The following is a 24968-nucleotide window of genomic DNA, read 5'->3' on the forward strand; positions in this document are numbered from 1 at the left end:
CACTGGTGTAATGTCGACTATCCAGACATCGTCTGTCGATTCACGGAATCACACCTAAACGGCGACACTAACTGCGAAGAATTTTATTATCTAATTTCAGACGGTTCAGGTGCATGAGTCGGGGATTGATTCGGTAAACGCGTACTGCTTTTGTACGTGGCAAAGTGTAACAGGGCCAGGCGCTCGGCTGTACCTGTCGAACGACGGCTCACCGGACGTGGCCGGGTCAGGAGAGCGGAAACGGCGGTATGCCACCCCCGGTTACGCGGACGGGTATCCGACGTTCCGTCTCTCTAACACCCGTATTCACTCGTTCGTTTGCGTGCCGCTCGTCGTTTTCGCCTCGGGCGTGAGTCGTTCCGGGCCATCGAACCGATCCGGACCGAGCTGGTCGAAATCGATGACGTCGGTCGAGCCGGTGACGATCGCGTCCGAGACCGCCATCCCGACGGTAGGTGACATCATCAGGCCGTGTCCCGAGAATCCGCATGCGACATACAGCCCGTCGACGTCTGTTTCACCGACGATGGGGTGACCATCCGGCGTCGTCGCTAGTACTCCGGTCCAGTGGCTCTTGATCGGGAGATCGGAGATGTCCGGTATGAGTCCACTCACCCTCTCGAGGGCGCGTATCTTGTCTTCCTGACGGACTCGGGGCATATCGACGCGGTTTTCCAGGGGCTTTTTTTCGAGGCTGACCACCGTCTCTCCGTTTGCTTCCGCTCGGAAGTTCGTGTCGCGCGACTCGTCGATAATGAGGGGGGAATCACGGATGCCGAGCGTGTCGAGGACGAGGTATCCGTGCTGGACGAAGTCAACCGGGAGTTCGACGCCAACCTTCGAGGAGAGTTCGTTCCCCCACGCACCCGTCGCGTTGACGACGTTGTCCGCGTCGAATCGACCGATACTCGTTTCGACCCCCGTCACTCGACCGTTCGACACGAGAACGTCCTCCACCGGCGTCCCAGTCTTTACGTCGGCCCCTTCGGCTTTCGCAGCGTTGGCGAACGCTTGGGTCGTGAGATGCGGGTCGATAAACCCGCAATCTTTACCGAGCAGCGCCCCCTCGAAATCGCTCACGTCGATACAGTCGATCCGTTCTTCTACTTCCAAGGGCGTGATGAATTCGGCGTTGACGCCCAATCGCTGATAGAGGTCCATCCGTTCCTCCCAGACCGACCGAATCTCCTCGTTGCGAAGGAGAAAGAGATAGCCGGAACGATGGAACTCGAACTCGTCGCTGACGTTCTCGGAGAAGTTTGAGAAGAACTCGATGTTGCGGTTCATCAGCTCTACGGTGATCGGATGGGAAAACAGGTTCCGAACGCCACCGAGCGCCCGGCCGGTTGCTCCGGAGGCTATCTGGTTTTGCTCGAGGAGAACGACGTCCGAACCTTTCTTCGCCAGGAAGTAGGCGACGCTCGTGCCGATGGCCCCGCCTCCGATCACGAGAGTGGTACCGTTTGTCATAGCACTGAGTCGTTAAACAAATACAAAAATCCTCGGTCGCTCGCATTCAAGAGAAAACCACGGGGCCGGAGACGAAATCCGCAGCGAGACCTGAGCCGTTGGGCAGATCTGAGGAGAGGTGCAAGCCGTGCCGACAGTAGTCCAGTGAGACCACTGGCAGCACCGACGGAATTCCGGTGTGACGTTCGATCGTCCGGGAGATACCACAGCGTTCGAGATCGGTGTCAGCGCATCGTTTCCCCTCCGTTTACGTTCAGCGTCTCCCCGGTGACGAATGACGCGTCACGGAGGTACGCGACGGCATCGGCTACATCTGCGGGGTCGCCGTACTGACACAACGGGATCGACTCGATTTCCTGCTGTTTCTCCGCCGAAGTCCGATCCGCGGTCATGTCAGTCTCGATGTGGCCCGGTGCAACTGCGTTCACGCGGACGTCGGGGGCGAAATCAAGGGCGTGGCTTCGAGTCAGTGAGAGTACCGCGCCCTTCGAAGCCGCGTAGTGACACTCTATCGCGGCTCCCGTATGAGCGAGCATCGACGACATATTCGTGATAGACGGATCGTCGTCGGAATCGTGAAGGTACGGGAGGGCCGACTTCGTCACGTTGAACGCCGAATTGACATTGACGTCCATGATGCGGTCAAAATCTTCGGGTGCGAGCTCGGCCGTGTGAAGGTGCTGATCGATGCCAGCGTTGTTCACGACGTGGTCGACCCCACCGAACGCGTCGACTGTCGAGTCGACGAGACGGTCGGCGCTTGACGGATCCGAGAGGTCCGCTCCAACCGTGATGGCGGATCGACCCCGGTCGCGGATCGCGTCGGCAACGCGCTCCGCTTTTTTATCGTTCTCGTGGTAATTCACCGCGATGTCGTAGCCGTCAGCCGCAAAACGGAGCGCGATCGCACGTCCGAGTCCGCGGGAGGAGCCGGTGATTATCGCTGAAGACATACGGATTCGGAATCCCCGAGACGACTTTACGATTGTGGTGCAAGACGACCGAACGATAGGCCCATCGGGCAGTTCAGATGAGGTCGCGTAACCGCCGTCTCGAACCGAGGGTGTCGAGGATACCCACGGTGCGAGCGGTTCGGGTAGTCTTGGGTGCAATCACTGTTGTAGACTGTCCCGGTGCACACACCACGACCCCAAGGACATCAAGAGGAGACGGGGAGGTGGACATCCCCGTCGGACCGCAGTACGATCGGGGACGCCAGTCAACCAGTTACCGGTCCGACCGCTGTTTTAGCTGGCTGATATTGTATTCGTTCTCGTCGGACCGACGCTCTAGTTCCAGCCCTTCGATAGGCCGGATGACGACCTCACCGACGATGTGGGCCTCGCAGCCCTCTTCCAAGTGTCCGGCGACAGTCTGCTCGCCGTTGAACGCGACGAGGTGCAGATGTGGTTCCCCGTTCGCGATCATTCCGTCTATCGTCCCGATCTCCCACGCCCCGAGCAGTTCGAAGGTCTCGTTGCGCCACTTCTCTTCTTTCGGCAGATCCGCTGTCGGGACGTAGTGATAGTTGAGGTTCCTTACTGTGCCGATCGCCGAAACGACGACCCCGGAGTCGATATCGTATTCATCACACGTCTCTTGGATCGATTCGAGAACCAGGTCCCCGGGCTCTAGTAGGATCGCTATGTGGCCGTCCTCTGCTTGGTGATTTTCCATTTGAAGTCTCCGTCGCCGACGTTCACAAATTGACGTATTAATACTTTTGGTATATGTTTGTCGAAGAACACTTTTGATACGTGTTTGGCGAGGGTGTCATAGAACTCTTTTCACACCGTAATGATCGTGCGTCCCAGATTGTCTCCACGTTCGTAGTTGGTGATAGCGACGACACTCAGCGTTTACCCTGCTCGTTGGAGTATTAATCGTTCTATAGTACCCTCATTCGATGGTTGGCTGGTATGATTTCGACGATGAAAACGGCGTCTGTCGATTCACAAACGCACAGCTAAACGGCGGCACTAATTGACAAGTATCGTATCATCTGATGCCAGACGGTTCAGGTGCGTGAGTAGGAGGGGAATAGGGGTAAACACGACGTCGCGGTCCTGCTGTTGCGATGAGCCGCCGACCGCGGGTCGGGTGACCGTTTCCGGGGGGCGTGTGACTCCATCCCATAATGAATTTAAAACCGGAGGTCGACTGTCCGTCCGCATGTCAGAGAAAAAAGTTGGATTCGTCGGGCTCGGAATCATGGGACTGCCGATGGCCAAGAACCTCGTCGACGCGGGATACGACGTCGTCGGTCACAACCGTTCCGACGACCCGGTCGAGGAACTCGTCGAGTACGGGGGAGCGGACGGCGGGTCGCCGGCTGGCGTCGCCGACACGAGCGATGTCGTCCTCCTCTGTCTGCCGGACTCGCCCGACGTCAGGCAGGTCGTGTTGGGCGACGGAGCGGAGAGCAAGCCCGTCGTCGACGGACTGAGCGAGGGGATGACGCTCATCGACCACTCGACGATCTCGCCGACGGTAACCGAAGGAATCGCCGCCGAACTCGACGAGCAGGGCGTGACCATGCTCGATGCCCCTATCTCGGGCGGTGAACAGGGTGCCATCGACGGAACACTCTCGATCATGGTCGGCGGCGACGAAGACACCCTCTCCGAACAGATGGAAGTCCTCGAGGCCATGGGGGAGACTATCACGCACTGCGGTCCGAGCGGGGCGGGGCAGACGACGAAGGCCGCGAACCAGATCGTCGTCGCCGCGCAGATGGTCGGCGTCAGTGAGGCGCTGGTGTTCGCGGGACAGGCCGGGGCGGACCTGGAGGCCGTCGTCGACGCGATCAGCGGCGGTGCCGCGGGCTGCTGGACGCTCGACAACCGTGCACCGGCAATGATCCACGGGGATTTCGATCCGGGGTTCTTCGCCGAATACCAGTACAAGGACCTCCGGATCGCGACCGACGCCGGCGAAGCCTTCGGTGCTCCGATGCCCCAGACGGAGCTGGCACACGAACTGTACAAGTCGATGGTCCAGAACGACATGGGGAGAGACGACAACTCCGGCGTCATGCAGGTGTTGGAGCTGATGGCCGGCGGCGAGGTGCGTGCTGGGGAGTAGGACACCCCGGTCGTGAGGGAATCGCCAGAGAGCTCGGATCTACGGCGGTTCGAACCAGAGAGTTGACAAAACATTTATTGCCGTCGGCGAATCTTTTGTCATGACACATAGACGATCACGAGGATGACAACAATGACAGAGAGTGACGGCATGTCGATCGATCAAGAGGCAACGAATGCCAACGGCGGCGGGACAGGATCGAAAACGAACGTCAAACTGGACGACATCACGAAGATATTCCAGGACGACGAGGAGGGAAAGGTCGTCGCCGTAGACGATCTGTCTCTGGACATCCTGGACGGGGAGTTCCTGGTGTTCGTCGGGCCGTCCGGCTGTGGGAAGACGACCACGCTTCGGACCGTCGCCGGGCTGGAGACGCCGACCGAAGGGCAGGTTATCATCGACGACGAGGACGTCACCGGCCAGGACCCGCGGCAGCGGAACATCGCGATGGTGTTCCAGAACTACGCGCTGTATCCGCACAAGACGGTACGACAGAACATGAGTTTCCCCCTGGAGGTGCGGAATTACCCCCCGAACGAGATCACGGAGCGGGTCGAAGACGCCGCGGAGTTGCTCGACATCACCGAGCTCCTCGAACGGCGGCCGAAGCAGTTGTCCGGCGGCCAGCAACAGCGCGTCGCGCTCGGCCGGGCCATCGTCCGCGAGCCCGACGTGTTCCTGCTCGACGAGCCACTGTCGAACCTCGACGCGAAGCTCCGGTTGCAGATGCGGACCGAACTCAACGAGCTCCACCAAAAGGTCGGGAAAACGACGATCTACGTGACCCACGACCAGGCGGAGGCGATGACGTTGGGCGACCGAGTGGCGGTGATGCGGGACGGCGAGATCCAGCAGGTCGGGCCACCGCAGATGCTCTACGACAATCCGGTCAACCTGTTCGTGGGAGGGTTCATCGGCGAGCCACCGATGAACTTCTTCCCGGTGGACATCGAGGACACCGGGGACGGGTACACCGTCAGTTCGGTGCATTTCGACTTTCAGCTTCCGGATCGGTTCGCCCAGAAGCTGTCGGAACGTGACTCGCCGCTGGGGGAGGCAATCCTCGGTATTCGCCCGGAGGACATCTCCGACGCCGAATTCGTCGACGAGACCGAAGGATACCACGTCTTCGACTCCCGCGTGAAGATCGTCGAACCTCTCGGCTCCGATAAGTTCCTCACGATGATCGACCCCGAGCACGATCCGTCGGAGGAGCCGATCACGAGCGCCGGGACGGAAGGTGAGATCGTCACGCAGGCCACGGAGGAGTTCACCGTCCGGGTCCCGCCGGAGAGCACCGCCAGAGAGGGGGAACTCCTCCGGATCGCCATGGAGTTCGACTCCCTCCACCTGTTCGATGCGAGCACCGGGAAGAACATCCTCTCGGACAAGCGGATCCACTACAAAAAGGACAGCCCGGCTGCACAGTAATCGGACACGGTCCGTCACCCCTCCCAGGACGGACACCACCGAGGACGGCCGTCGGCCGCCCGCCCACCCCCGCACGAGCCGGTTCGTTACCCTCCGAGCGCCGTGACGAGGGCCCCCGCGGTCGTCGTCGACCCGTCTCGACGTCGCCTGCCGCAGACGCCCACCTCAGTCGAGAACCAGCTGCGGAGGGCCGAGTGCTCCGGCGGACGCCTTATCGAGCGTCATCGAAACCGCACGCTCGAAGTCCCCGAGGCCGCCGAGTTCGTGAGAGATGTAGTCGGCGATGGACACGCGACCGCTCGCGACCAGTTCCGTGGCGAACGCTCCGGTATCGATGTTGGGAGTCAGGGAGACGACCCCCGCCTTGTCCCTCGGTGCGATCCACGTCAGGTATTTTTTCCGTACCGCGGCCGGATCGATCGTCATCTCGTCCGTGAAATGACCGACCGGCACGAACGTCCCGCCGGGTCGAACCATCTCGAACGCCTGCGTCACGGGCCCCGAGCCGGTGGTCAGATGTGACTGCGAGCCGCCGACCGCCTCGAACGCGACGTCGACACCGATACCGTCGGTCGCCCGGTGTACCCGTTCGACGGGATCAGTCTCCTCGGCGTCGATTCCGACCAGTCCCTGCTCTGCCGCCAGTTCGACCTTCGTCGGGTCGACGTCGACGGCGAAGACGCGGCTCGCCCCGTGGTCCAGCGCCAGTTGTCCGAGTTGGTATCCCATCACGCCGGTGCCGACGACGCCGACGGTGTCGCCGGAGTCGAGTCCCGCGTCACGGACACAGACGAGAGCCGCGGCCAGCGGCTGCAAGGCGGCCGCCTCGGCGTCGGACACCCCGTCCGGAACCGTACAGAGCGTCTCCGCCGGTGCGGCCACGTACTCCGCCAACGCACCCGGGCGGTGCATACCGACCGTTCTGGGGTGTCGGCAGTACGTCTCCTCGTCCGCTCGACAGTAGACGCACTCGCCGCACGGGCTCTTGCCGGGCGCGTAGACGCGGTCGCCCTCCTCGAACGCGTCGACGCCGCTCCCGAGGGCGGTCACGACGCCGGAAAACTCGTGTCCGAAGAGGCGGCCGTCGCCGTCGGTGATCCGGGACCGAACGTCCTCGTACCCCGATTCGTACATGCCGCGGTATATCTGACACTCGGTCACGCTGAGCTGGACCCGCGATACGCGGACGAGAACCTCACCGTCGCCGGGTTCCGGACGCGGGACATCCTCTACCCTGGCATCGCCGAAGTCGTGGCAGACGACAGCGTCCATAATGTCAGTGATACGCCACGACCACATAAGTGCGGGGGTGGTAGCCGAAGGACGACGCTGCGGCGACGCGGCCGTCCCGACCGATTCTCGGGCGGGTTCCGGGACGGGCGCTGGATCGCTCCGGACCGACCGGGACGTGTCGGGGGCTGGACCGTGCCCGGCTATCCGTCCCAGGGTGTGTCGAGATCGTACGCGTCGGCGAGCTCCGACAGCGTTTCTCGCACGCCACTTCCGAGCGGAATCCCCTCGCTCTCCCGTTTCGCGCGGGTCCTCGCCTCGGGTTCGCCGGGTAACAGCACCTCGTCGAATCCCTCGGCCGTCCGCCGTGATTTCAGCTCCGAGATCATCGTCTCGACGTCGTTTTTGAACGCCTCGACGTCGCGGAACGCGCCGACGTCGAGTGCGCCGACGAAGTGCCCGATCCGCTGTGGTTTCGAGTAATCGTCGTAGAGGGAGTCGACACTCGGGCTGTGCCCCATCCCCGAGAGGAGGCCGGAACACACGTCGACTAGGAGTCCCAGACCGTATCCCTTCGGACCGCCGACGGGGCGAAGCGCGTGGACTTCCGACGGATCCGTCGTCGAGTTCCCCCGTTCGTCGAGCGCCCACTCCTCGGGTATCGACTTACCCTCTTCGGCGGCGAGGATGATCTTGCCCTTCGCGACCACGCTCGTGGCCATGTCGAGCGTGATCGTCGGCGACTCCAGCGTCGGGATGGAGTACGCGAGCGGGTTCGTCCCGAAGTACGGGTCGATGCCACCGAACGGGGCGACGTTCGGCCCCACGTTCGTCATCGCAAACCCGATGCAGTCGCGGTCGGCGGCCCGTTCCGTGTAGTACGCCGCCGTTCCGAAGTGGTTGCTGTTTTCCACGACGGCGAACGCGGCGCCGGTCTCCTTCGCTCGCTCGACTGCCCGATCCATCGCCTCCACCGTCGCGTACTGGCCCGGTCCGTCGTCCGCGTCCACGCGGAACGTCCCGCTCCGGGGTCCGGTGACGGATACGTGCGGCGAGTCGTTGAACCCACCCTGTTCTAACTTCAGGGTGTAGGGCTCGAGACGGACGACGCCGTGTGAATCGACGCCTCGCAGGTTCGCCGTCACCAGTCCGTCGGCGAGCACGGTACTCGCGTCGTCGTCGAGCCCCGCCCGCGAGAAGACCGACCGGGTGAATGCCTTCAACTCCTGACTATCGACTCGAATGTCGTCCACCGTCATGTCGTGTGAGATTCAGGACTCGTCGGGTTAAAGATAGGGGTGAGCCACGAAGCCAGCATCGCGTCCGCGGGCCGACCCGTGATCGCCGGACTCGTACGGCTTCCGGAGGTAACTTTTTGTAACTAGAAATATACATTCCAGAGGCGATGGAGCAACGAAACGCATTCAGGGAGCGTATCGAAAACGACGAGGTCGCCCTCGGCGCCCGCGCATCGAGCTTTTCGCCGGCGCTGGTAGAGATCTACGGTGGTCTCGGACTGGACTTCGTCTGGCTGGATTTCGAACACACCGGGGAGAGTCCCTGGGACTCCATGCTCTTCGAGAGTCTCACGCGAGCAGCGGAAGCGGGCGACATCGAACTGTTCGTCCGCTTGCCGGCCCCTGACCAGGCGCTGATCCGGAAAGTGCTCGATGCGGGAGTCCGGAACCTCCTCATCCCGCGTATCGACAGCGCGGCGGAAGTGCGTCGCGCGGTAGAAGCGACACGGTTCGTGTACGACGGTGAACCGGGGGAGCGCGGGATCGCGGGCGGCCGATCGAGCGCCTACGGGAACGCGGACGACTACGTGCGACGCGAGGACGAGAACGTCTGTCTCGGCGTGATGATCGAAAAGACCACCGCGGTTTCGGAGCTCTCCGAGATACTCTCCGTCCCGGAGCTCGGGTTCGTGTTCATCGGCCCCGGGGATCTGTCGGTCCAGCTCGGTCACCCCGGCAATCGGGACCATCCGGAGGTCCGAGAGACGATCGAGCGAATCGAGGCCGCCGGCCGAGACGCGTCCGTGCCGGTCGGAGGGATCGCTCACGATCCCGAGGAGGCCGATAGAAAGATCGACGCCGGCTACCGGATCATCCGACTGGGCGGCGAGTTCGAGGCAGTCCAGCAGGTCCTGAAGACCCGTTTGGACGACCTCGCCGAACTGCAGGGCGGCGGGTGATCCGGTGGCACCCGATCGCGGATGGTCGCCGAGGACCCGTCGGCTCCGCGCGGTCGTCGGCCCGGTGTGACTCGGTACTCCGCTTTGGCGACCCGTCCGCCCACGGACTGTGAGCCGAATCTTAAACAGTTGCATCGTACACGGCGTCTCTCGGAACCAGTACCACTATTACGGAGAGCACAGGTCTTCGGACAGTGATACGGATCGAGCACCTGCTCGGAGAGGAGGCGGTCATCCTCCAGGACGAGGACTTGCGCCTCTTGCTCCTGGCGAACGCTATCGGAGCCCTCGGGACGGCGCTCGTTTCGCCGATCCTCGAATCCCTCACGGGACCGTTGAACGTCTCCGCAGCGGAGGTCGGCCTCTTGGTCACGGCGGTGGCAGCCCCGTCGATCGTGTTCATCCCCGTCATGGGGCTGCTCTCTGACCGGTTCGGCCGCAAGCCCCTGCTCGTCGTCGGCCTGTTGCTGTTCGGGATCGGCGGTGTCGGTATCGCGTTCACGACCCACTTTCGTGTCATTCTGGGGCTGCGAGTGATCCAGGGAATCGGCTTCTCGAGTGTCACCCCGAACATCATCACCTGTCTCGGGGACATCTACGACGGAAACGCGGAGGCGACTGCCCAGGGTGTCCGGTTCGGAGTCAGCGGCGCGTCCCAAGCCGTCTTTCCGGCAATCGCCGGGGTCGTCGTCGTCGGTTCGTGGCAGTATCCGTTTCTCATCTACGGGCTCGCGTTTCCCGTTGCCGCCGTCGTCGCGGTCCGCCTGGACGAGCCAACCGACGGCGGCGACGCGTCCACCGAACCGAAGTCCCGGACCACGAAGGAGTACGTCGCCGACCTCCTCGGTCTCGCGTGCCGCCGCCGCGCAGCAGCGTACATCTTCGCCCGCGCGGTCGTCGTGCTACCGTTCATCACGTTTCTCACGTACAATTCGCTGATAGTGATCCGGCTGCAGGCCGGCTCCGCGGGGCAGGCGGGGCTCGTAGTCGCCCTGTTCAGCGTCACGTACGCCATCGTGGCGACACAGACCGGCCGCATCCTCAGTCGGTTCGACAGCCCGACGATACCGCTCGTCGTGGCGAACGCGTTTCTGGGCGGCGGGCTAGCGGGCTTTGCGGCCTCACCGTCCGTGATCGCCGCGGTGCCAGCAGTCGCCGCGATCGGGATCGGCGTCGGTCTCACGTTCTCGATGTATCGGAGCATCATCACGGGGCTGGCCCCCCAACAGCTTCGGGGTGGGCTGGTCAGTCTCGCCGAGTCGGGCGCACGTATCGTCGTCACGGCCACTCCGGTCGTCGTGGGTCTCGCGCTCGTCTCCGCGGAGTCGATCCTGTCCCCCGAAGCCGCTCTGCGGTGGGTCGTCGTCACGACCGGTCTCCTGTCCGGAGTGATCGGGCTCGTCGCCGTCGTCGCGGCTCGCGCGTCGCCGCCGGTACCCCAGTCGTCGGCGTCGTAGCCGCGTGGACCCACGACCACGAGCGCCCCGGAGCCGACGGCGGTGTCCGTCCGCCTGTCGGCCGTCCGGGTGGACGGGACACGTCTCCACCGGCCACCGACGGCGCCGCCGGGGATACCGTTCGCTCCACTCCGGAGGCCGGGAGGTAGACGACAGCATATTAGGGACCAGTACGTACGGACGGATGTTCATGGTGGACGACACGCCGGCGGAACAAGCCGAAATCGAGAAACTACGGGCTCGCGATCCGGGCGAGGCCGACGACGAAGTGTACGAGGACGTCGACATCGCCGCACTGCCTGGCTGGTGGCGACGGGCGATCGAAGAGTTCGAAGAGCACGACCTCCGGCCGTACCGACCGCCGCGTTTCTCGGATGGCACGTTGAAACACGTGGTGGTCGACCGCCTCGAGAGCCGATACGACGTCACGTTTCGGTTCATCGGCATGAACGTCTCCTACGGTGACGACTGGGAAGTGTACGTCGACGGCAACCGGATCGGTACGATCGGTCGCCATCGGTCCCCGCACGGGTACACCATCTTCGAGATGGAGAGCGACGAGTTCGTCTCGTGGGTGACAGAGGCCATCGGTACCGAGCGGGAGTGACACACGTGACACTCACCCAAAATTTTAATCGGCACGGGAACGACGGAGACGCCATGGAATCGCGATCGATCTTCATCGGAGCGACAATCGCGCTCGCGTTCATATACCTGATCGTGACCGAACCGAGCAAGGTCTCGTTGGTTTACAAAGCGGCGTACGCCGTCATCGCCGTAACGGCCATCGCGACGATAGGCTACGGGATCGCAGACCGCGTCCGCTCGGAACGGTCTCCGCGGTAGCGGATCCACCAGCCGTCGGTCGACGCGGTCCGGAGACCGCTCCTCGGGACGCCCGTCGTGCTGGCCCGATATCCCGGGAGCGCGAACATCGCGACGGGACCCAAAACACTAACTCGGAGAGGGATGAGGGCCGTAGTGAGGATCAGTATGACAGAACGAGAGTGGAACGTCCTCCTCCCGAAGGACATCGATCCGGCTGGCCCGGAATCCATCGACGACATCGCATCGTTCACGTCCATCAGCGAGTTCGGCCTGGCGCCGGACGACCTGAAGCCACATATCGATCAGTTCGACGCGATCATTCTCCGGAAAGCGGAGCTGACCGGGGCGGTACTGGAGGCGGCGGACAACTTGAAGATCATCGCGAAACACGGTGTCGGACTCGACAACGTCGACATCGACGCCGCGAGCGAACACGGCATCATCGTGTGTAATACCCCCGGCGCCAATGCACGGTCCGTCGCCGAACACGCGCTCACCCTGCTTCTCGGAGTCAACCGCCGACTCGTCGCCATGGATTCGGCGACGCGGAACGGAAAGTGGGATCGTCAGCGGTGGAGCTCGCACGAGATCGCCGGCAAAACGGTCGGCCTATTCGGCTGTGGGGACATCGGCCAGGTACTGGCCGAACTGGCCGACTGCCTCGATCTCGATGTCCTCGGATACGACCCGTACCTCGGCGAGGACGACCTTCCGGACGTGATAACGAAGGTCGAGGAGACGTCCACGCTCTTCGAGCAGTCGGACGCAGTCAGCATCCACTCACCGCTGACGGACGAGACCCATCACGCGATATCGGCGCAGGAACTGGAAGAACTCGGGGCCGAAGGAATCCTCATCAACACGGCACGTGGCCCGATAGTCGACGAGAGTGCCCTCGTTACGGCACTCAGGAACGAGGTGATCTTCGGTGCCGGTATCGACGTCTTCGAGCGCGAACCACCGGCCGACGATAATGCACTGTTCGACCTCGAGAACGTCATTCTCTCCCAGCACGTCGGCGGGGTGACGAGGGAGGCGATGCGACGGATGTCGACCGGGGCTGCGGAGTGCGTTCGAGCGAGATATCGCGGAGAGACCCCGGACACGGCCGTCAATGCAGGGGAGAGTGACAGCTAGCCGCGACGAGACGTATCGGAGCGTGCGAGTATCGGACGAGTGGATCACGCCCGATCCGTCCCGAGCGTTCGGGATGGTGCGGCCGCCGGTCCGGTCGGCCCGTCCGACAGCCCGACGCACGACGCCGCGCCGTATCGCCGAAACCGAACCGGAGGGGGCAACGACATTTCACTACTCGAAATTATCGACCTCACGCTCCAGCGGTCCAGTCGCCCCGTTCGGCATCCGGGCGCCCGACGTCGCACCGTATCGCCGAAACCGAATCGGAGGGTGCAACGACATTTCACTATTCGAAATTACCGGTCCCACCCCCCGAGCCGGCAACCGACTGTGATAACAACCATATGGATGTTATACTATACGCAGCTCTTCACAACAACGAGCGACACGACTTCGCACCGTGAAGTCGGAGCGTGACGTAGGCGGTGGCGGGGACGGACGACGCCGAGTACGGACTACGTGTCGTGTACGCGTGTACTCGAGGGGTCGAGTCGCGGTCACCGGCACAACGTCACCACGGCGAACCCTACGCCACCAGTCTGGTCGCGGCCAGCACTCCCACATCCGGACGGGGGAGCTGCCAGGCTCCGAACTCGGAGGGGTGAAATCGGTCGTCGCCGAGAGAGACCAGCGAAGACGAGGAGAACCCGGTCAAGGACGTCGGCGCCGACGTGCAAAGTCGAGAAGTAGGGAGAGCTGCGTCCCCGATAGCGCATGTCCGTCCGGAGTTATCCGTCGAATATCGCCGAGACGAGGGTTCGAAAGCGGTACATTCCGAGAGGGGCGAATGAATTTCACAATGAGAAACAACCACTGATAAAGGGCACAGTAAGTTTCATAATCGTAAAAGATGCATGGGATGGTATGACGGACCACATACCGGCCGGCCGCACCGAAACCCTGAAATCGGTCGAAACGGCGATCACCGTCATCGAGGGACTACGGGACCTCGACGGTGGACGGGTGTGCGAGGTCGCCGACCACACCGATCTCCCGAGCAGCACGGCCTACAAATACTTGAACACGCTCCGAAAGCACGACCTGGTCGTCAAGGAGAGTGGACAGTACAGACTCGGACTCAGGTTCCTGACGTTCGGAGGGTACGTCCGAAACGCGGCAGTCCCCACGGACCGGATCTGGGAGATGCTGAAGACGATCGCCAATCGGACGGGGGAGATGACGCATTTCACGACCGAGGAGCACGGGAGACCGGTCATGCTCTATGCGTTCCGGGGTGAAACCGGGGTCCAGACCCGTACAAACGTCGGTCAGAGGCTGTACATGCACCAAGTAGCCTCCGGGAAAGCGATCCTCTCGACGATGGCGGACGAGGAGATACGGGCGATCGTGGATCGGCACGGACTGCCGAAGGCGACGAAGAACACGACCACCGACCCCGAAGCGCTCTTTACTGAGATCGAGCGGATCCGCGAGACTGGAGTCGCCTTCAACCGCGAGGAGAGCGCGAAAGGTGTCCACGCGGTCGGCGTCCCACTCGCTCCGGACGAAGGTACCGCGATCGGTGCTTTCACCATCGCCGGCCCGGCCTCGCGTCTCACGGGGGACCGGCTGACGGAGGAGCTGCCGGCCGCACTCGACGAGGCGGTGAACGAACTCGAATTGTGCCTCAGATACGGACAGAACCCACAGTCTGCGACGGGCTGAGCTGGTCGCCCGCCGTCGGTGGCGACATCGACGGACGAGTTACGCCCGCCGTTCGACGAGGGAGATATGTTCCGCGACCAGAACAGTCTCGTCGTGCTGGTTCGTCGCCTCGTATCGCTCGATGACCTTCCCGAACTGCTCGCTGTGGTCGGACGTCTCGACGACCTCGCTGTAGATCGACAGCGTGTCGCCGACGTACACCGGCTCGACGAAGCGAACCGACTCGTACCCATACGAGAGGCGTGTCAGGACGATACCGGCGGCCCAGGAGGAGACGATCGCGAAAACGAGCGTCCCGTGGGCGACGCGTGCCTCCAGAACGGGGTGGTCCGCGACGTAGGGATCACTCATGTGGATCGGATGGACGTCCGCCGTGAGACCAGCGAAGGTGTTGATATCCGAGTCGGTGATCGTCCGGACGTCCTCGACGGCGAACTCGTCACCGACGTCGAACTCCTCGAAGTACCGCTTCTCGAACGGAGGTTTGCCCATACGGTGTCGTTACGGCATCGGCGTATAAGCATTTGGACGGGCCGTTTGGGACCGTCGGACAAGCCCCCTCGCGGAGGCGGCCGGTGTGCTGTACCGGTCGTCGGCTCAAAATACGTGATGAGCTAGATATGAAACTCAACAAAAATATTATAATCCCCACTGTCGACGTCCGTTGTATGGCTGCCAGCACACGGAGGGATATAGAGGCGAATATCCAGCGTGTCTCCGAATATACGCGAGCGATGGATCTCGAACGCGAACCCATTCCGGGAGGGGCGAAGTTCATGGCTATCGAGGGGCTGATAGCGACCGGCCTGTCCCAGAATATAGACCACGCGAAGCGACTCGTCGACAGGAGCATCGAAACACAGGTCGGTACGGGCGAACTGAGTTACGGTGATCGGAACTTCTATACGTCTCCTTGTGCGCTCGCGACGTCCGTCCTCGAGTTCTACGACCGAACGGGCGACGAGCGCTACCTCGATGCAGCCGAACGACAGGTCCAGTACGTCCTCGATGCCCCCCGCGTCGGAAACGGTGGCATCTCACACAACAAGGACACCCCGCAGCTCTGGGTCGATTCGCTCTACCTGATGCACCCGCCGATAGCCCAACTCGGCAGTGCGCTCGGCGAGGAAGAGCTCTACGACGAGGCAGCGGAACAGATACTCGCACACGCGGAGTACCTCCAGGACGACGCGACGGGCCTGTTCAGACACATCTGGACCGAAACGCCCAACGACTACCCGGAAGGGTCCTTCTGGGGTCGCGGAAACGGGTGGGCCGCTGCCGGGATTTTGGAGGTCCTCGAAGCGATCCCGAACCACCACGACCGGAGGGACGAACTCCTCGAGATTTTCCACGACCACCTCGAGACGATCGTGGAGCTCCAAGACGAGTGTGGGTACTGGTGGAACGTGATCGACGACGACTCCACGTTCCTCGAAACGTCCGTAACGACGATATACGCGTACGTGCTCCGGCGGGGGATCGACATCGGTGTCGTTCCCGGAGCGTACGAGACGGCGACGAAACGGGCGTTCGACGCGATCGGCGCGTCGATCAACGACGACGGCGTCGTCACCGGTGCAACGTACGTGACTACCCACGATCCAAACGAGCAGCTGACGTCGGAGGACGTCTTCTCGCCGAGTGGCTACGCCCAGGGCTGGTATCTGAAGACGGCGACGTACTACCTAGAGAACGACCACCTCGTCGCCGAATAGCGCGCGGCCGGAGGCAGTTCCTCTCCGGACGGCGTGTCCCGACCGTCTGCGGGGACCGTCACCAGCCCCGCGGAGGGAACGGGCGACGATCCAGGCCCACCGGCGAGGATCGGTCCGTGGTGAAAGTATTTATTTGAGACGGTCCTACGGAGCTGTATGGAATTTGGTATTTCGTTCCTCCCGCACGACACGGAGACGATGGTACGGAAGGCACGGCGGGCGGAGGAGCTGGGATTCGAGTTGTTCGGCGTCGCCGACTCCCAGTGTATCGCCCGAGAACTCTACACGACGCTCGGCGCCGTTGCTCACGCCACCTCGTCGATGGAGGTCGGTCCGGTGGTGACGAACCCCGTGACGCGACATCCGGCCGTAACCGCGAGCGCAATCGCGACGGTACACGAGTGTACCGACGGACGTGCGATACTGGGGATAGCAACCGGAGATAGCGCGGTCTACACGCTCGGCGAACGTCCCGCACGGCTGGCCGAACTGGAGGGAACGGTCGAGAAGCTACGAACGCTCTGGCGGGGGGAGCCGGTCGAATTCGACGGCGAGTCGGTGTCCCTGCGGTGGCTCCCGGAGACGGGGACGGCGGACGACGTGTCGATCATGTTCGCCGCCGAGGGTCCGAAGACGCTCCGGACCGCCGGTCGGATCGCCGACCGAGTGATCGTCGGCCTGGGTCTCCTCCCGGAGGTGATCGAAGAGGCGGTCGGGGCGGTGAACGAGGGCGCGCGGAGTGCGGGCCGGGATCCGGACGACGTGGAGATATGGGTGTTGTCCCAGGTGAACGTCGCCGACAGCTATCGGGTCGCCGTCGACGAGATCAAGATGGGAATCGCCGCCTCGGCCCACCACTCGTTGCAGTTCACCTTCGAAGGGAAGAGCGTCCCCGAAACGTACGAGGACGACTTGCGCGAGCTGGTGAACCGGTACGATCCAAACGAGCACGAAGAGACCGGCGAGACGACGAACAAACGAATCGTCGAGGAACTCGGCCTGACCGACTACCTCGCCGACCGCTACGCCATCGTCGGGACGGTCGACGACTGTGTGGAGAAGATACGGACGATCGAAGCGACCGGCGCCGTCGACGGAATCGTGATGCCGCTACACAGGGAGGAGGACCGGGACCTCCTCACGCGACTGGGACGCGACGTCCTCCCCCGCGTTCGGGAGGACTGACGGCCCGCCGAGACTCCCACCCCGAGACGCGGTCACGTCGGGTCGCCGGGTGCCGGGACGGGTGGGGCTGAAGACCCCTCCGAAAGAGCTATGCCCGTGCTGGCGGATCAGAGGGGCATGGACGGCCCGTTGGATGGAGTACGAGTGCTCGACTTGGGACAGATATTCATGGGCCCGTACTGCGGGTTCGTGCTGGCCGGCCTCGGTGCCGACGTCGTCAAGATCGAACCCCCGGGCGGCGAGACGATCCGTAGTCGAGACGACGACGGCTATCCGCCGGCGTACTACTTCTACAATTCGAACAAGCGGGACGTCGTTCTGGACCTGAAATCGGCCGATGGAAAAGAGTTGTTCCGGGAGCTAGTCGCCCAAGCGGACGTCGTCATCGAGAATTTCAGACCGGGGACGATGGATCGGCTCGGGCTCGGATACGAGGAACTCGTCGACGTGAACCCGGAACTCGTCTACGCGCACGGTTCCGGCTACGGCGAGTACGGACCCTACACGGACGACCCCGCGATGGATCTGGCAATACAGGCGAGAGGTGGGGTAATGACGACGACGGGGTTCCCCGACGGTCCGCCGATCAGGGCGGGCCCGGGCGTCGCAGATATCCTCGGCGGCATCCACCTTGCGACCGGCGTGATCGGCGCGCTGTACGAGCGGGATCGGACCGGTGAGGGATCGTACGTGGACGTCGGGATGTTCGACTGTGTCTACCCGACGCTGGCCTCTCCGGTCACGGCACATCTCAGAGGCGCCGAGGAGCCGTTGCGGTTCGGTAACCGACACGCCGGCGGGTCCCTCGCGCCGTACAACGCCTACGAAACTGCGGACGGGTACGTCGTCGTCATCTGCGTCACGGACGAGCAGTGGACCCACCTGGCCGACGAGATGGGGGAGTCCTGGCTGTCCGAGGACGACCGATTCGCGACGAAAGTCGCCAGGGCGAACCACGTCGACCAGGTCGACGAACTGGTCCAGGCGTGGGTCGAAAAACGGGAGAAAGACGCCGTCGCGGAGCGGCTGAACGAACGCGGCATCCCCTGTGCCCCCGTCCAGACGCTCGACGAGATCACGTCGGATCCCCAGTTACACGCCCGGGGCATGATCAACCACGTCGAGAGCGACGGGAGCGTCGACGGGGAGATTCCCGCACCGGGCGTGCCGATCCATCTCGACGGAGAGAGACCACCGATCTCGAAAGCACCCCGACTCGGGGAGCACACCGACGAGGTGTTCCGGGAACTCGGCTACTCACGGACTGCACTCAAGGAGTTCCGCACCAGGGACGTTATCGAGTAGTGATCCGGCGAGCCGTCCCCCCACCAGGATTATGTGACAACCCCCGAAATACGGCTGTCGATGGTTCGAGACACGGTGAGCGGAAAACTTACCGATCCCGACGAGGCTGTGGCGAGCGTCACTCCGGGTAGCACGATCACGATCTCCGGACTGGGAAACATGCTGTGTCCCGAGGCGACCCTCGCTGCGTTGGAGGAGTCGTACCTGGCGGACGGGACGCCCGAAAGCCTGACGGTGTTTACCCCGATCCGGGCCGGAAACGAGGACACCGGGCTGGAACACTTGGCCCACGAGGGGCTTCTCGACCGGTTGATCACCGGAAGTTTCAACACGGCGACACAGCCCGGTATCAGCGAACTGGTGACTACGAATGCGATCGAGGCCTACGCATTTCCGATGGGGGTCGCGTTTCAGTTGCTCGAACAGCAGGCCGGCGGGTCACCGGGCCTCCTGACCGAAGTCGGCCTCGGAACGTACGTCGACCCGCGACGGAAGGGAGCCAAATACAATCGGGCGACGGGCGATCTCGTGGAGGTGCGCGAAGTCAACGACGAAGAGTATCTCTTCTACCGGACCATCCCGATCGACGTCGCGATCATCAAAGGCACCACCGTCGACCGCCGCGGAAACGTCTCCATCGAACACGAGCCCAACGAACTCGGGATACGGGACATGGCGATGGCTGCCCGCAACTCCGGAGGGACGGTAATCGCCCAGGTGAAACGCATCTCCGAGTCCACACACGGGAACGGTCGATCGGTCGCGGTCCCGGGCGATATCGTGGATCACGTCGTCGTCGACCCATCGCAACGGCAAATCCTCGGACACGACTGCGTCGACGAGGCCTTGACGGGAGGCATCCACCGGTCGCTCCGCCCCGGGGAGCGGTCGGACGTCGACGCCCTCGAACTCAGGAAGCGGATCATCCTCCGTCGAGGATTGGCGGAGGCCAAGTCGGGCGATCTGGTCAATCTCGGTGTCGGGATGCCCGTCTATCTCCCCGCAGTCGCCAAGGAACGCGGGCGGTTCGACGAGATCACGATCACGACCGAACACGGAAACATCGGTGGCACCCCGAATCCGGAGGAGTTCGGCTCGCACTACAACTTCGAGTCGCAGTTGAAATCGGCGGATATCTTTCGGCTGTATCAGGGCGGTGGGCTGGACGTCTCGTTCCTGGGGCTCGCACAGATCGATGCGTTCGGAAACGTCAACAACAGCAACTTCGCCGGGATACTGCGGGGCCCCGGCGGGTTCATCGACATCACCAACCGGACGGATCGAATCGTGTTCTGCGGGTCGCTCACGGCCGGCGGTCTCGACGTGGCCGTCGACGATGGAGAGTTGGTCGTCGAGTCCGAAGGGCGCAATCGGAAGTTCGTCGAGACGGTCGAGGAGGTGACGCTCAACGGCGAAACGGCGCTTGATGCGGGATCGACGATCACGGTGATCACGGAGCGCGGCCGTTTCGAGGTCACCCGCGACGGACTCGTACTGACCGAAATCGCACCGGGTATCGACGTCGACGAGGACATCCGCCGACACGTCGCGTTCGACATCGTCGTCGACGACCCACTGGCGACGTACGATCTCGATGCACTGACGACGTCGCCGGATGGCCGCCGTAGCGGTTGAACCCGTTCGGACACCCGACCCCGGGCGAACGCGGATCGAACGTGCGATGACTTCGTGCGACAGATAACTATCATATTTAGATACAATCTAGAATTCCGAGTTATTTGGTTCCAAGGAGCCCCAAAAGTGGTCGGCGACAGGTGTAACGGACCGATCCACGGTCCGGGGGGCGGCGCGAGTCCGAATCACGTTGCAGGCCACGGATTCGGGACGCGACGACCGGCAACGATATGTTCCGCCATCTACCCGGGGAGACGACACGTGTACGGCGACTCGTGCGGCATTCACCGGGAACGACGGCGCCGGAGCCGCCTCGTTATCCGGCGGCGATAGCCAGTGACCCGCTACGGCCACGTAGCGGAAGCGGACTGACGGAGACGAACGCCACGAAGAATCGGACACCCCTAAACATACCTGAAATGATAATAGAGGAGATGGTTATATTTTCCGAGTATTTCAGCCGCGTCGATCCGGCCACCGCAGAGCCACGAGTTCGAACCGCCACCAGCCGGTACGACGCCACCAACCGCACTCGTTCGAGAGCCGAGTGGGTCGCGGTTGGGACGACACCGGCGGACCCGTTCGGGAGGCAGTTCGCGGATGAGAGACGGCCGCATCGAGTGCTGGGCGACCGAACGGGAGCCGGGATCGTCGGCCGAACGATAAGATATATTTAAATGAAATAACTACGACTAGTTTATTTCCTGACGTGTCCTCCGGTCCGTCTCGGAAACAGTGATGAAAAACGCGCCATCTGGAGACTAAAACATCGAATTTTAGCGGTATCAGTGCCGAAAAAGCCGATATCCTCGCGCCTAGTCAGGTTCAAGAACAGCCGATATCAAATCTATTGTGCTACACTTGTTTGTTTTTTATTGCACATTCCATTGTTTACTCACTTTCCCGGAGCAGCAACGAAATGATCGTATCTCTATAAATCTTCGATAATATAATAGTTCAAGTAGTTCGTGTCGCGCCGAGCGGACCCGTGATGCGGGCTACTCGTCCCGGGTCCACCTTCCAGAGAGACTGGTCCCGGTGGATCGCTACGATACAAAGGGAGACACGTTTTGTATCCGTCCCGCCAAACGGAGGGTATGTCCGGTGAACTGCCACGCCAACAGTTCGTCCTCGACACGTCGTTGTTCATCACCGAGGAGATCCGACGGGAGGACGAATCGCTGGAGTCGGCAGTCCTCCGACTCCTCGACCTCGTCGCGACGGCGCGACTGGAACTCAACATCTCCTGTTACATGCCGCCGTCGATACACGACGAACTCGGCACGATGCTCCGGGACCGAGCGGTCGACGACGAGGTGTTCTCCCGACTGGACACGTGGGTGGTTCGAAAGAGTCCGGACCGCTACGGCGTATCCATCCCCGCGAACATCGTCTACAACTTCATCGACGAGATGAGCGACCGCGTCGACCGCGGCCTGCGCGTCTCCGAGGCGGCGATCCGCGAGGTGGAACAGCTCGATCCGGAGGATCTGACCGTCGACGGCCACGACGAGTACATGACCGCCGCCGACCGCGTTCTCTCGAATATGCGCGATAAATACCGGCGGGCGCTCCGGCAGGGCGTCCTCGATTCCCGGGAGGACTTCGACTTGCTCGTCCTCGCGCGCGAACTCGACGCCGGCGTGGTAACCGAGGACCGGGGCGTCGTCTCCTGGGCCGACGAGTTCGGACTCCGGTACGTCCGCGGCGGCCAGTTCCCCACCCTCCTGGAGGAGTACCTGCGCGCGACGGGGACCGGCGAGCGTTCGGACGACGAGTGAGCGGGGAGCAAACCGACACTCTATCTCAGGCGACGATGTCGGCTGCCGAGAGTTTGCGGGGGCTATTTAACCCGTCTCGGGTCATCAGGAGTCATGGGCGAGACGACGGCGTCGGCTCGCGTCCTCCTCGTCGACGACGACCGGGAGTTCGCGGCAACGACCGCGGACTACCTCGGCGGGCAGAGTGACAGCCTCGTGGTAGAGACGGCGACGAGTGCGGACGACGCCCTCGACCGACTCTCTCGAACGACCTTCGACTGTGTCGTCTCCGACTGGGGGGTTACCGAGACGGACGGCGTCGCGTTCCTGACCGCGATTCGAGAGGTACACGGCGACCGCCCCGTCATCGTCTTTACCAACGCGGACTGCGAGGCAGTCGCCAGCGACGCGCTGGCGGCCGGCGCGACCGACTACCTCCGGAAGCGAGCGGGCACGGCCGTGTACGACCTGCTCGCCACCCGGATCGACCACGCCATCGAGCGGCAGCGGGCGACCCAGCCGCCGACGGCCGACCGCAACGGCCGTCTCGCCGGGGCGGTCTGTCGGGGACTGGTCCGAGCCGAGACGCGGACCGAGATCGAACGGCGCGTCTGTGAGGCCATCGACGACATCGGCGTCTACCCCGCCGCCTGGATCGGTGAGTACGACGCCGAGCGGGGAGTCGTCGAACCGCGAGCAGCCGCCGGGTTCGACACGGACCGCCTCGACGACGTCGACGTCGCGGCCGGCGGCGGGCCGACCGGGCGGGCGGTCCGAACGAGGCACCAGGTCGTCACCTGTGACGTCACGGACGTCGACGCCGCCGACCCCCGACACGAGGATGTGGCCGACCACGGGTATCCGGCCAGTGCGGCCGTACCCCTGTGCGACGACGGCGACTGCTACGGCGTCTTGCGGCTGTACGCGTCCCACGCCGACGCTTTCGGCGAGCGAGAGCGCGAGGGACTGACGGAACTGGGCACCGACGTCGCCGGCGCTATCGCTCGCGTCGAGGCACAAGCCTGCCGGCAGCGACGCAATCGACAGTTCCGGAGCGCCGTCGAACACGCCGGTCACGTCGTGTTGATCACCGACGACGAGGGCCGAATCACGTTCGTGAACGATGCCTTCGAGTCCGTCACCGGCTACACGGCAACCGAGGCGATCGGTCGCCAGCCGTCGATGCTCCAGTCCGGCCACCACGACGAGACGTTCTACCGTGACCTCTGGGCGACGATTTCGTCGGGGGAGGTCTGGGAGGGCGAAGTCGTCAACGAGCGCAAGGACGGCAGCCAGTACGTCATCGATCAGACCATCGCCCCCATCACCGACGACGAGGGCGACCTCACGGGCTTCGTCGCCATCAACCGCGACGTCACGGCGCGCAAGGAGCGCGAACTGAATCTGGCCTTCCTGAAGCGAGCCATCGACCAGGCCGGGATCGGCATCGGAACCTACGACGGCGACGGCTACGCGACCTACGTCAACGAACGGCTCGCCGAACTGTTCGGCACCGATCGGGAGGAACTCCGGACCCAGCACATGAGTTCGCTCGACCCCGGTCTGGACCGGGAGCGGTTCCCGGAGTACTGGGCCTCTTTCGACGACGGCGAGCGGCGGATCTACGATACGCAGGTAGCGCGTCTGGACACCGGCGAACGACTCCCCGTCGAAGTCGTCACGTCTCGAGTGCGGATCGACGACGACGTCTACCAGGTGAACACGGTTCGGAACGCGGCCGAGCGCAAGCGGCAGAAGCGGGACCTCGAACGCTTCCGGAGCGCCGTCGAACACGCCGGCCACAGCGTCCTCATCACCGACGCCGACGGACGCATCGAGTACGTCAACGACGCGTTCGAGACGACGAGCGGCTACACTGCCGCCGAGGCCATCGGCTGCACGCCCGCCTTGCTCCAGTCCGGGGAACACGACGAGGCGTTCTACCGCGACCTCTGGGAGACGATCCTCGACGGCGACGTCTGGCAAGGTGAAGTGATCAACGAGCGACAGGACGGCGAGCGCTACGTCGTCGACCAGACCATCGCCCCCATCACCGACGACGAGAGCGACCTCACGGGCTTCGTCGCCATCAACCGCGACGTGACCGAACTCAAGACCTACGAGCGCGAACTGGAGGCGCAGAACGACCGCCTCAAGCAGTACGGACAGACGGTCGCCCACGACCTCCGGAACCCACTCGCCCTGCTCGACGCCGAACTCAAGCAGTTCCGCGCGACCGTCGACGGCGAGGGTGTCGACGCCGACGAGGTTCGGGACCTCTGTGCGAGCATCGGCTCGACGGTCGAGCGCATGGAGGCGTTGATCGAGGATCTGCTAGCGATGGCCGAACACGGACAGCGAGTACTCGACGCCGAACCGGTGTCCCTGGAAGCGGTCGCCGGGTCGGCGTGGTCCCAACTCGACACCGACGCGGCCGAACTGTCCGTCCAAGACACCGACATCGACGCCGACCCCGACCGCCTCCGGGAACTGCTCTCGAACCTGTTTCGGAACAGTCTGGAGCACGGCTCCACGCGCAGTCGGACGGCGCCCGGCGAGGACGTCGAACACGTCGCCGACGTCCACGTCCGAGTGCAGCCGCTCGATTTCTCGGCCGGCTTCGCCGTCGAGGACGACGGTCCCGGAATCCCACCCGACGAACGGGACGACGTGTTCGAGCGAGGCTTCACGACCGCAGCGGACGGTACCGGCTTCGGCCTGGCAATCGTCGAACGCATCGCCGAGGCTCACGGCTGGACCGCCTCGGTGACCGAGAGTCGAGACGGCGGGGCGCGCTTCGAGTTTCGCGTCGACGGTGGTAGCGAGGAGTGAAACGCCCCCGGTCGGATGCCCGTCCGAGGGG

20 protein-coding genes are annotated in these 24968 nt (G+C 63.3%); 14 read left to right on the plus strand and 6 right to left on the minus strand.

What is annotated here, in order from left to right:
• Positions 1-306 precede the first annotated feature (306 nt).
• The 3 genes from V8686_RS15780 to V8686_RS15790 all read right to left on the minus strand — a co-directional run bounded on the left by V8686_RS15780 (position 307) and on the right by V8686_RS15790 (position 3147).
• On the minus strand, positions 307-1470 hold the full coding sequence (locus tag V8686_RS15780; RefSeq protein WP_379706072.1) for an NAD(P)/FAD-dependent oxidoreductase: 1164 nt from the start codon (positions 1468-1470) through the stop codon (positions 307-309).
• Between the two features lie 224 nt (positions 1471-1694).
• The gene (locus V8686_RS15785; protein ID WP_379706075.1) at positions 1695-2423 is read right to left on the minus strand and encodes an SDR family NAD(P)-dependent oxidoreductase; all 729 of its coding nucleotides are present in this window, start codon (positions 2421-2423) and stop codon (positions 1695-1697) included.
• Positions 2424-2697: 274 nt separating this feature from the next.
• Positions 2698-3147 (minus strand): PPC domain-containing DNA-binding protein, encoded by a 450-nt coding sequence (locus V8686_RS15790; protein WP_379706078.1) that lies wholly within the window; start codon positions 3145-3147, stop codon positions 2698-2700.
• Positions 3148-3630: 483 nt separating this feature from the next.
• Between V8686_RS15790 and V8686_RS15795 the strand changes: the two genes are divergently transcribed.
• The gene (locus V8686_RS15795) at positions 3631-4554 is read left to right on the plus strand and encodes an NAD(P)-dependent oxidoreductase (RefSeq protein ID WP_379706646.1); all 924 of its coding nucleotides are present in this window, start codon (positions 3631-3633) and stop codon (positions 4552-4554) included.
• A gap of 132 nt (positions 4555-4686) precedes the next feature.
• Positions 4687-5988: an ABC transporter ATP-binding protein gene (locus V8686_RS15800; RefSeq protein WP_379706081.1), complete on the plus strand. Its 1302-nt coding sequence runs from the start codon at positions 4687-4689 to the stop codon at positions 5986-5988.
• Between the two features lie 165 nt (positions 5989-6153).
• On the opposite strand, the gene V8686_RS15805 is transcribed toward V8686_RS15800, so the two are convergent.
• Both V8686_RS15805 and V8686_RS15810 read right to left on the minus strand, forming a co-directional pair.
• The gene (locus V8686_RS15805) at positions 6154-7260 is read right to left on the minus strand and encodes a zinc-dependent alcohol dehydrogenase (RefSeq protein WP_379706084.1); all 1107 of its coding nucleotides are present in this window, start codon (positions 7258-7260) and stop codon (positions 6154-6156) included.
• Between the two features lie 161 nt (positions 7261-7421).
• Positions 7422-8477, minus strand: coding sequence for an Ldh family oxidoreductase (locus V8686_RS15810; protein WP_379706087.1), 1056 nt, complete (start codon positions 8475-8477; stop codon positions 7422-7424).
• A 146-nt stretch (positions 8478-8623) separates the two neighbouring features.
• Between V8686_RS15810 and V8686_RS15815 the strand changes: the two genes are divergently transcribed.
• The 6 genes from V8686_RS15815 to V8686_RS15840 all read left to right on the plus strand — a co-directional run bounded on the left by V8686_RS15815 (position 8624) and on the right by V8686_RS15840 (position 14502).
• Positions 8624-9415 (plus strand): HpcH/HpaI aldolase family protein, encoded by a 792-nt coding sequence (locus tag V8686_RS15815; RefSeq protein WP_379706089.1) that lies wholly within the window; start codon positions 8624-8626, stop codon positions 9413-9415.
• A 194-nt stretch (positions 9416-9609) separates the two neighbouring features.
• A complete protein-coding gene (locus tag V8686_RS15820; protein WP_379706092.1) occupies positions 9610-10872 on the plus strand; it encodes an MFS transporter in 1263 nt (420 codons plus the stop codon).
• A 190-nt stretch (positions 10873-11062) separates the two neighbouring features.
• Positions 11063-11479, plus strand: a complete 417-nt coding sequence (locus V8686_RS15825; RefSeq protein ID WP_379706095.1) for a hypothetical protein — start codon at positions 11063-11065, stop codon at positions 11477-11479.
• 53 nt (positions 11480-11532) lie between these two features.
• Positions 11533-11718 carry a hypothetical protein gene (locus V8686_RS15830; RefSeq protein ID WP_379706098.1) on the plus strand — a complete coding sequence of 62 codons (186 nt, stop codon included), beginning with the start codon at positions 11533-11535 and terminating at the stop codon, positions 11716-11718.
• 147 nt (positions 11719-11865) lie between these two features.
• Positions 11866-12837: a hydroxyacid dehydrogenase gene (locus V8686_RS15835; RefSeq protein ID WP_379706101.1), complete on the plus strand. Its 972-nt coding sequence runs from the start codon at positions 11866-11868 to the stop codon at positions 12835-12837.
• An 864-nt stretch (positions 12838-13701) separates the two neighbouring features.
• Positions 13702-14502, plus strand: coding sequence for an IclR family transcriptional regulator (locus tag V8686_RS15840; RefSeq protein WP_379706104.1), 801 nt, complete (start codon positions 13702-13704; stop codon positions 14500-14502).
• A 39-nt stretch (positions 14503-14541) separates the two neighbouring features.
• On the opposite strand, the gene V8686_RS15845 is transcribed toward V8686_RS15840, so the two are convergent.
• A complete protein-coding gene (locus V8686_RS15845) occupies positions 14542-14994 on the minus strand; it encodes a MaoC family dehydratase (RefSeq protein ID WP_379706106.1) in 453 nt (150 codons plus the stop codon).
• 176 nt (positions 14995-15170) lie between these two features.
• On the opposite strand from V8686_RS15845, the gene V8686_RS15850 reads away from it, so the two are divergent.
• The 6 genes from V8686_RS15850 to V8686_RS15875 all read left to right on the plus strand — a co-directional run bounded on the left by V8686_RS15850 (position 15171) and on the right by V8686_RS15875 (position 24937).
• On the plus strand, positions 15171-16220 hold the full coding sequence (locus tag V8686_RS15850; protein ID WP_379706109.1) for a glycoside hydrolase family 88 protein: 1050 nt from the start codon (positions 15171-15173) through the stop codon (positions 16218-16220).
• Positions 16221-16376: 156 nt separating this feature from the next.
• The gene (locus V8686_RS15855; RefSeq protein ID WP_379706112.1) at positions 16377-17405 is read left to right on the plus strand and encodes an LLM class flavin-dependent oxidoreductase; all 1029 of its coding nucleotides are present in this window, start codon (positions 16377-16379) and stop codon (positions 17403-17405) included.
• A gap of 117 nt (positions 17406-17522) precedes the next feature.
• Positions 17523-18710, plus strand: a complete 1188-nt coding sequence (locus V8686_RS15860) for a CaiB/BaiF CoA transferase family protein (protein WP_379706116.1) — start codon at positions 17523-17525, stop codon at positions 18708-18710.
• 75 nt (positions 18711-18785) lie between these two features.
• Positions 18786-20345 carry a CoA-transferase gene (locus V8686_RS15865; RefSeq protein WP_379828745.1) on the plus strand — a complete coding sequence of 520 codons (1560 nt, stop codon included), beginning with the start codon at positions 18786-18788 and terminating at the stop codon, positions 20343-20345.
• A 1097-nt stretch (positions 20346-21442) separates the two neighbouring features.
• The gene (locus V8686_RS15870; protein ID WP_379706120.1) at positions 21443-22126 is read left to right on the plus strand and encodes an RNA ligase partner protein; all 684 of its coding nucleotides are present in this window, start codon (positions 21443-21445) and stop codon (positions 22124-22126) included.
• A gap of 93 nt (positions 22127-22219) precedes the next feature.
• Positions 22220-24937: a PAS domain S-box protein gene (locus tag V8686_RS15875; protein WP_379706123.1), complete on the plus strand. Its 2718-nt coding sequence runs from the start codon at positions 22220-22222 to the stop codon at positions 24935-24937.
• Positions 24938-24968: the final 31 nt, after the last annotated feature.

The sequence above is a fragment of the Haloplanus litoreus genome, assembly GCF_045690335.1.
Lineage (GTDB): Archaea > Halobacteriota > Halobacteria > Halobacteriales > Haloferacaceae > Haloplanus > Haloplanus litoreus.